This window comes from Microcystis sp. M44BS1, from assembly GCF_020244875.1.
In the GTDB taxonomy this organism is placed as follows: domain Bacteria; phylum Cyanobacteriota; class Cyanobacteriia; order Cyanobacteriales; family Microcystaceae; genus Microcystis; species Microcystis panniformis.
Window position 1 is genome coordinate 1 of sequence record NZ_JADBVM010000313.1, and the last position, 7,616, is coordinate 7,616.

General features: G+C 42.2%; 15 protein-coding genes. 4 read left to right on the top strand and 11 right to left on the bottom strand.

Annotated elements, in window-relative coordinates:
- On the bottom strand, window positions 1–46 hold a 46-nt coding region (locus IM515_RS26035; RefSeq protein WP_353737100.1), incomplete at its 3' end, for a helix-turn-helix domain-containing protein.
- Between the two features lie 153 nt (window positions 47–199).
- Between IM515_RS26035 and IM515_RS23105 the strand changes: the two genes are divergently transcribed.
- Both IM515_RS23105 and IM515_RS23110 read left to right on the top strand, forming a co-directional pair.
- Window positions 200–1,558 (top strand): serine hydrolase domain-containing protein, encoded by a 1,359-nt coding sequence (locus tag IM515_RS23105; protein WP_287629853.1) that lies wholly within the window; start codon window positions 200–202, stop codon window positions 1,556–1,558.
- 192 nt (window positions 1,559–1,750) lie between these two features.
- Window positions 1,751–2,518 (top strand): ABC transporter ATP-binding protein, encoded by a 768-nt coding sequence (locus IM515_RS23110; RefSeq protein WP_287629855.1) that lies wholly within the window; start codon window positions 1,751–1,753, stop codon window positions 2,516–2,518.
- Window positions 2,519–2,769: 251 nt separating this feature from the next.
- Here the strand turns inward: IM515_RS23110 and IM515_RS23115 are convergent, their stop codons facing one another.
- Window positions 2,770–3,222 carry a PIN domain-containing protein gene (locus IM515_RS23115; protein ID WP_002767600.1) on the bottom strand — a complete coding sequence of 151 codons (453 nt, stop codon included), beginning with the start codon at window positions 3,220–3,222 and terminating at the stop codon, window positions 2,770–2,772.
- Window positions 3,219–3,503, bottom strand: a complete 285-nt coding sequence (locus IM515_RS23120) for a hypothetical protein (RefSeq protein WP_287629856.1) — start codon at window positions 3,501–3,503, stop codon at window positions 3,219–3,221. The genes IM515_RS23115 and IM515_RS23120 overlap by 4 nt, the downstream gene beginning before the upstream one ends.
- Before the next feature lie 362 nt (window positions 3,504–3,865).
- On the opposite strand from IM515_RS23120, the gene IM515_RS23125 reads away from it, so the two are divergent.
- Entirely contained in the window at window positions 3,866–4,141 is a 276-nt protein-coding gene (locus IM515_RS23125; RefSeq protein WP_002767597.1) for a hypothetical protein, read from the top strand.
- The gene (locus IM515_RS23130) at window positions 4,138–4,515 is read left to right on the top strand and encodes a clan AA aspartic protease (RefSeq protein ID WP_287629857.1); all 378 of its coding nucleotides are present in this window, start codon (window positions 4,138–4,140) and stop codon (window positions 4,513–4,515) included. Before IM515_RS23125 ends, IM515_RS23130 begins: the two co-directional genes overlap by 4 nt.
- Window positions 4,516–4,758: 243 nt before the next feature.
- Here IM515_RS23130 and IM515_RS23135 read toward each other — a convergent pair whose 3' ends face one another.
- From IM515_RS23135 to IM515_RS23170, 8 genes are all read right to left on the bottom strand, one after another.
- On the bottom strand, window positions 4,759–5,037 hold the full coding sequence (locus IM515_RS23135) for a YgiT-type zinc finger protein (RefSeq protein ID WP_002767595.1): 279 nt from the start codon (window positions 5,035–5,037) through the stop codon (window positions 4,759–4,761).
- Window positions 4,976–5,293, bottom strand: coding sequence for a DUF4258 domain-containing protein (locus IM515_RS23140; RefSeq protein ID WP_002763935.1), 318 nt, complete (start codon window positions 5,291–5,293; stop codon window positions 4,976–4,978). Before IM515_RS23140 ends, IM515_RS23135 begins: the two co-directional genes overlap by 62 nt.
- A complete protein-coding gene (locus tag IM515_RS23145; protein WP_287629859.1) occupies window positions 5,286–5,510 on the bottom strand; it encodes a hypothetical protein in 225 nt (74 codons plus the stop codon). Before IM515_RS23145 ends, IM515_RS23140 begins: the two co-directional genes overlap by 8 nt.
- Window positions 5,511–5,586: 76 nt before the next feature.
- Entirely contained in the window at window positions 5,587–5,976 is a 390-nt protein-coding gene (locus IM515_RS23150) for a PIN domain-containing protein (RefSeq protein WP_287629860.1), read from the bottom strand.
- A gap of 134 nt (window positions 5,977–6,110) precedes the next feature.
- The gene (locus IM515_RS23155; protein WP_002745620.1) at window positions 6,111–6,344 is read right to left on the bottom strand and encodes a hypothetical protein; all 234 of its coding nucleotides are present in this window, start codon (window positions 6,342–6,344) and stop codon (window positions 6,111–6,113) included.
- A 6-nt stretch (window positions 6,345–6,350) separates the two neighbouring features.
- On the bottom strand, window positions 6,351–6,590 hold the full coding sequence (locus IM515_RS23160; protein ID WP_287629861.1) for a hypothetical protein: 240 nt from the start codon (window positions 6,588–6,590) through the stop codon (window positions 6,351–6,353).
- A 111-nt stretch (window positions 6,591–6,701) separates the two neighbouring features.
- Window positions 6,702–7,340 carry a PEP-CTERM sorting domain-containing protein gene (locus tag IM515_RS23165; RefSeq protein ID WP_287629862.1) on the bottom strand — a complete coding sequence of 213 codons (639 nt, stop codon included), beginning with the start codon at window positions 7,338–7,340 and terminating at the stop codon, window positions 6,702–6,704.
- Between the two features lie 166 nt (window positions 7,341–7,506).
- On the bottom strand, window positions 7,507–7,616 hold a 110-nt coding region (locus tag IM515_RS23170; RefSeq protein ID WP_287629580.1), incomplete at its 5' end, for a transposase.

Below are 7,616 nucleotides of genomic sequence, written 5' to 3' on the forward strand. Positions count from 1 at the left end.
CTTGTTCGGGTGTGGGGTAAAATCGAAACGAATAGGCTTTTTCCATACCTCACATTTTAGCATATATTTCGTAAACGATGCTCATATTTAACAGTAAAGCCGTCGTAGAACGACGGGGTTTCAGACCCAAATTTTCGATGAACTATCTTTTCATTCCGAGACTAAATCTAGTCAGTTTTCCTAATTTCCCTGATTTTTCATGAAACTCCGGCGAATTCTCTTAATATTTTTTTTTAGTGCCTGTGTACTGGCAAGCGGCTGGCATCTATCCCTCAAGGCGATCGCAGAGGAAAGAACCACGGCAGCGACTAAGATAACTTGGACGGCAGCCAACTCCGATCCAAGGATTTTAGGCTGGATGCAGGGTTCGCCGCCCCCCCCCGATAAAATTATCCGTTTTGCTAACGGTAGTTATTTTCAATTTCCCCAAATGCGCTGGAGTGTTTGCCATTTTCAACAGCTTATGCCCACTAAAGCCGTTAGTCGGGGATTATCTCTAGCTGTTCCTTTGGTGAAAAAAGAATTATCAGATATTGACAACGTGACTTTTCTGCCCTGGGGGGCCAAGGACACGATGACTTGGCAACAATCCCTAGAAGCTAACTTTACCGATGGGATACTGGTGATGCACCATGGTCAAATGGTTTATGAAAAGTTTTTCGGCTGTTTGAACCAGGTGGAACGTCATGGGGCCATGTCCCTAACTAAATCCTTTGTGGGATTATTGGGAGAAATGTTAGTGGCCGAAAATAAATTAGAGGAAAATAAACTGGTTAGGGATTATATTCCCGAACTGACGAAAAGCGGCTTTGGCGATGCCACGGTGCGTCAAGTTCTCAATATGACCACGGCCCTAGATTATAGTGAAGATTATGCCGATCCCAAGGCGGGGGTCTGGCAACACGCGGCCGCCGGGAATCCTTTACCGAAACCAGAAGGTTATACGGGCCCTAGCACTTATTTTCAATTCCTGCAAACTGTCCAAAAAAAAGGAGAACACGGTCAGAGTTTTGGCTATAAAACTATTAATACTGATGTTCTTGGTTGGTTAATTGCTAGAGTCACGGGGCAACCACTGACGGAAGTTCTCTCGGAAAAAATTTGGAGTCAAATCGGTGCCGATATTGATGCTTACTTTACCGTAGATTCGATCGGGACTCCCTTCGCCGGTGGCGGCTTAAATGCGGGTTTAAGAGACCTGGCGCGCTTCGGCCAAATGATCCTCGACGAGGGCAAGGTTGGCGATCGCCAAGTAGTGCCGCCAGAAGTCATCCGCAAGATTGGCAAGGGGGGAGATCCACGGGTATTTGCGAGAGCGTCATACTCGGCCTTAAAGGGATGGAGTTATCGCAGTATGTGGTGGATTACTCACAACGAGAATGGTGCTTTTATGGCGCGGGGAGTTCACGGTCAATCCCTCTACATCGATCCCCGTGCAGATATGGTAATCGCTCGTTTTGCTTCCTATCCCGTAGCAGCTAATGCGGCCAACGACCCTACCACTCTACCAGCTTACCAAGCTGTGGCAGATTATCTGATCAAGCTCGATCGGCCCTAGGGTAAGCTAAGACGCATTTTGATTCGCTAGTAGTGGTGAGCCGTCTTGTTTATCCAGTTAGGATTGTGTAAATCCTTACAACTGATTCTTTCAGGGTAAATCTCCTGAGAAATATCTTTTTTTGGTCGGTGCAATGCTTACTTGCAATCGTCTTGATCGAGTAAAATCGACTAATTTAATCTATTAACAAGGATGCAAGCAAATTTATTAGAAGTGCGGGGGGCAACCCGTCGATTTGGGGGATTAGTCGCTGTCGATGGGGTTTCCTTTCAGGTACAAAAAAACGAGATTTTTGGCTTAATTGGACCTAATGGGGCGGGAAAAACGACTTTATTTAATCTTATCACTGGTTTAATTCCCCTATCGAGTGGTGATTTGATTTATCAAGGCTGCAGTCTGGCTAATTATCGTCCTCACCAGATTGCTCAGGCGGGAATTGCCCGTACTTTCCAGAATTTGCGCTTATTTGGCGAATTATCGGCTTTAGAAAATGTAGCGATCGCTGGACATATTCACAATAGATCCAATCTTTGGACGGGAATTTTGGGTTTACCAGTTTCGAGAAGGGAGGAGGAAAAAACCTACAAAAGAGCGGGGGAATTATTAGATTTAGTCGGATTAACCGACCAAAGCAATCGAAAAGCCCGTAATTTAGCATATGGTGATCAAAGACGCTTGGAAATTGCCCGCGCTTTAGCTTTGCAACCCCAGTTATTACTCCTTGATGAACCGGCAGCCGGGATGAATCCCAGCGAAAAGGGGTCATTAAGTCAGCTAATTCGACAAATTCGCGATAATTTAGCTCTAACCGTCCTGTTAATCGAACATCATGTGCCTTTAGTGATGGGATTATGCGATCGCATTGCCGTGTTAGATTTCGGTAAGTTAATCGCTTTGGGAGATCCAGCTACAGTCAGGGAGAATCCTGCGGTGATTGAAGCTTATTTAGGGGATGAATAAGGATTTTAGATAAATACTCAAGCCAGCACTGCATCTTGTCAGGACTCAGTATTCATGTTAGCCTGTACTGTAGAAGCAAGAGTTTTGTTATCTCGCACTACTCTGGGCAAAAATCTTAATGCTTCGTTAGCCGCATCAGCAGCAGGAAACATTTCTGCAAATCATCTTCCATTTCTGACTTATCCCTGTTCATAACCTTCTCGTTTGGTTTGCGTCACTTCTCTTGCAATAAAGTTCCTCTGAGAAAGATGTCAATCAAAACTAATATTTTGCCATAAATCTGCTCTGACAAATTTGGATAAATGACCTACATTTGTTGTTGCAATTATCGGATTTTTCACAGATAACTTGACAGCTTGTGCAATTAAAATCATATCACCATCAATTGTTTTATCTCCTGCTGTGGGTTGTCCTTGTTGGCGTGCCTGCGCCCAAAATAAAGCAGCTTTTCGCATTGCATCCGTTGTAATGGCTAGGTATTCTATTAAGTTAGCTAACTCATCCAGGCGCTTAATTCCTTTAATCTTGTTAGCGCGTAACAACTCTCGACGCACCTCATAATCAGCAATTTCTGGAAGAATAACCCTAATACCTGCTTTAATTAGCGTTTGTAGCCAACAATTACAAGCTAGACTTTCAGGCGCTCGCTTAGGATTAGTAATTAAACCGATAATTCCCGTATCTAATAAAACTACTCTATTCACCAAGTTACTCCCTTTAATTCAGCCGGAAATAAAGGACGCTTCGATAAGCGATCTTGATCGAGTGCTTCGATTAAATATTCACCTGTTTCTTGTTGTTCCTGTTCATCTTCTTCATCAATCCAAGATTGAAGTAAATTAACCAGTTTAGTCTGTTTTTCTTGTTCTAAAATAGCATCTTTAAGTAGCTTGAGGACATAAGCTTCTAAAGAAAGACCTTTCTCTGTCGCTTTTTGGCTGAGATATTGTTCGATTTCCGATGTTAAATTAAGAGTTAGTGGCATGGGCTTGACTTGAATCAATTTATCGTGTCTTTAACTATTATAACCACAAAAAGCGATCGCCGTCTATCAAGAGAGCGCAATTGCATCAATTCCAAATTTAAGGTTTCATGACATAAAAATCCTTATGACAAGAGGGTTGTACAATTCTTAACATTTGGATTGATCTCTGAAATGGCGCAAAATCGTTCCGAATTTATTTTTGCTGGCGCAATTGCTGCCAATAATCCTCGCCAAAATCAGCCGCCTGGATTGCACCAAAGATATCAATCTTCAATGTTCGATACGAGGCATTAGAGAGGAGTGAGAGAAGATGTTGTCATGTCAGCTAAAATGGAAACGTAAAGTTAAACGAAATCAAACCGATGAAACTTCGACAACCCCGATACAGCAAAGAAGAATTTGCTAGACGTGGCAACCACCTCTATGAATCTCAGATTCGTTCTCAAGTCGAGGAAGGCAATCATGGTAAAATTGTCGCTATCGACATTGAAACTGGAGCCTTTGAAGTGGCTGATGACATCGTAACCGCATCAGAGCATCTCCTGGCCAAATATCCCGATGCTCAGACTTGGTTTATCCGAATTGGGCATCGGGCAGTCTATCATTTTGGCGCACGGAGTTTGAGAGAAACTCTATGATGTATGGCTCGGTAAATCAGAGTTGCGAGGCAATCCTTCCAGTGGTCGTGAAAAACGATGCTAAAATGCAACTCGTGGATGCAGTAATTGATACAGGTTTTTCAGGATTTTTGACCTTGCCTTCTAGTATTATTGCGGTTCTAAATTTAACCTGGAAGGGGCGTGATATCGCAACATTGGGAGATGGCAGTTATTGTATTTTCGAAGTTTATATTGCGAGGGTAATTTGGGACGGTCAGTATCGCACAATCGACATCAATAAATCCGAAACAGTGCCTTTAATTGGGATGGGGTTGTTGCGAGGCTATGATTTGCGAATTCAGGCGATTGAAGGCGGTTCCGTTACCATTGAACTATTGCCAATTCCCCACTAGAACCATAACCCAACCTTGTATAACGTTTCCAAATGAATTGTAAAAAGGAAGTTGACGGCGATCATCTCTATTTCGGTTAGTTCTCCAATCAACTCAAAGCCATTACCCATCTCATCATTCTAACAAAGATTAATAAAAATGTGGAATGCCCCAAAAAAAGCGATCGCACTCTACAAACATAGCGAAATCGCCCCTAATTTAAGACTTCAATTGTTGCTCGATTTGCCAGTTTTCTATTAAACCCTAACTAGCAAAGTCAAATACTGGTGTTTCAATTACCCGTTTTGGTCGCTTATTTTCCCAGATAATTTCCTGCAAGCGTTCGACAGTTTCTGGTGCAAAAAAACGCTCTCCCGTTTCTACACAGACTCTAGCGGGGACATTTTCTATAATAAAAAAATTGCCATTGATTTCAAGGGTATAGGTAACTTCTTGTTCAATTAAGATTTCTTGTCTAGAATTAGTTGACATCTGGTGTTCTCCTTGATTTAAAATCAATCCATAAATTTGGATCGGGTTCATATAGGGTAATAATTTTCAGCAAAGGGCGAGAGGGATAGCTACAATGAATGTGTAAGGCTCTATTAATTAGAGTAAATCCCAAAAGTAAACAGCTTGCACCATACTTATCAGCCGGATAATCTTCAATAATTTCGCTTTGTTCCATCGCCTCCCGTAATTCTTGAACACTGATCTGACGCAGGATACTTTGATTGACAGCGTGTTGAGAAAATTCAAATTGGTTTTGTCTAACTTTTTGACAAATTTCCTCAATCATTTCTGTCATAGCCGCCTTTAATTTGAGCGTAAATATCCGTTGCTTTCATTTCACCAAATAACTGATCTTTAATTTCTAAATAATTTAGAGGTTGGGATGATGTTTCTCTTAGAAAGAAGGCCGCTTTAGCAATTCCCAATCTCTCTACGAGAGCTTTAACTCCCTCTTTTCTAATTTCCTCAATCTCAGGAATCGTCAAATCTGTTGGAACTTTCATAGTAATTTTTCTCAATTCAATCGTTGAAAATAATGGCGACAAACTCCCCAGGAGTTTTAACAGCAAGACTGCCGCTCTATTTTTTAATCATTCGATCTTCGCAGGTAATGAAGTAGTCTGCTTCTATAGCTTCGGCACAAGCAATATGCAAAGCATCTACTCCTTTAATTCTAGCAGAGGTTTCGATTTGCTGCGATCTTGCTAAGACCTCTTCCGTAATCAGTTGAAAGTGCCTAGCTTGTTGCAGGACTAGCTCGACAAAAGTGCGGCGGTTGCTGTCAGGATTTCGCTGATTTTCATATACTAGCGCATCAGAAGAGATAATTTCTATTGTTTCATTCTCCACCAGCAGGAAAATTAATTGCATCGAGATTGACTCCAAATAGATTCTGGCTTGAGTCTGATCGTCAAAGATTCGGTTGAGAACACTCCTATCAAGATAGACTTTCAATTTTACTTTAGTCATTCACACTTCTACTATTATAACCCAAAAAAGCGATCGCGCTATATTGATAATTTATAGAGGGCGATCACTTCTAATGTCAGTATTTCAGCTTAGGTCGTTTATTATCAGCAACGCCCAGGTAATTTACTCGCTATTTAAGGGCGGACTGCTAATAACTGAACTTGTACCGTTTCAGGAAGTTTTATTATGACAAAATGATTTTCTGGATACAAATAATCTTCGCCAGATTCATCAATCACTCGCAAACATCCCACCTCTTGCGCTTTAGCATCAGGTAACACTTGATAAAGTTTACAAACCTCTAAATCTCCGCCTTCTTCAGCGGTAATACAGATAGCAAATTCAATGTTAGATGCTGGTGTTTGCATAAATATTTAGTCCAAAACTCGTTTAACTTTCATTTTTCGCCGACCAATACCATGAGACTCATACCAGTGTAGTTCAGCTTTGTGGATTTCTCCATCAGGAAATTGAACTAAGCCGACTCCTTTTAGCTTCCGCCATCGACGACCCCCAAACTGGGCTTTTAGCCTTCTGAGTTCACGAATAGAGAGGTTGACGGCGATAATCTCTATTTCGGTTAGTTCTCCAATCAACTCAAAGCCATTATCCATCTCGTCATTCTAACAAAGATTAATAAAAATGTGGAATGCCCCAAAAAAAGCGATCGCACTTTATCAATATAGTGCGATCGCTGCCAATTTAAAGCTAGATTTACCAGTTTTTTATTTTAATTTGCGCTTCAAGGCTGAACCAGCACCTAAAGCACCAAGAGTTAGTAAGCCTAAAACGGAAGCAGGTTCGGGTGTTGTTCGTGGCGGGTTAACTTGCCCTGGAAGTCCAAAGCGCAGGCTATCAATGGCAAAACCAGCAACCTCAGGACCGATGAGACTGAACTGCAAACCTGCAATTGCCGCACTGCCATCGCTAGTGACTAAACCCAGAAACTCAATGCCCAAGCCAGTATTGGATACTTGACCGAGAACTGAGCCATTTCGGGCAAAGGCTGTGATGGCAGTTGAGTTGGGAGCATTGAAGAAACCGCCATCTAACCCCACGCCGGCCATGTCTTTGTCAAATAAAATCGTTATAGGACCGTTAAATGTGGGAGTTCCCGACAGCACCGGGCTATTAGGTGCTGCTCCATCATTGGTGATGAAAGTATTTGGGGAGGCCGGATCGAGCGATAGAGGACCAGTTGGCGTACCGACAACACAGCCAGTAGCAGCACCACCAGGGCAATCTACTCCAGGGTTAGCAGACAAACTCTGGCCTTGATAGAAGCCACCAAAGGTAACAGTTGGTGCCGTCAAGGGACTGCCGCCGTAATCCGCTGGATTATAAGTAGGGTTGACCGTATTCAAAGGAAATTCACTAAAGGTGATCAATCCTGCTTGAGGAGTGAAGGAACTCTGCGGAATTCGGACGACACTGACCGCATTAGCAGGAAAGTTACTAAGGGCGAGAAATGCTGCCGATCCAGTAACAACCGTTGACAGTTTTTGGTTCTTCCGAACTTACCATGTAAAATCAACTAGCAAAATGCCAATTTAATAAACATCTAATACTAAAGTTTTTAAAGTTTCTAAATCCATAGCCTCTCCTTTTAATCACCTTCAGTTTATTGTTAATTCCTTCCA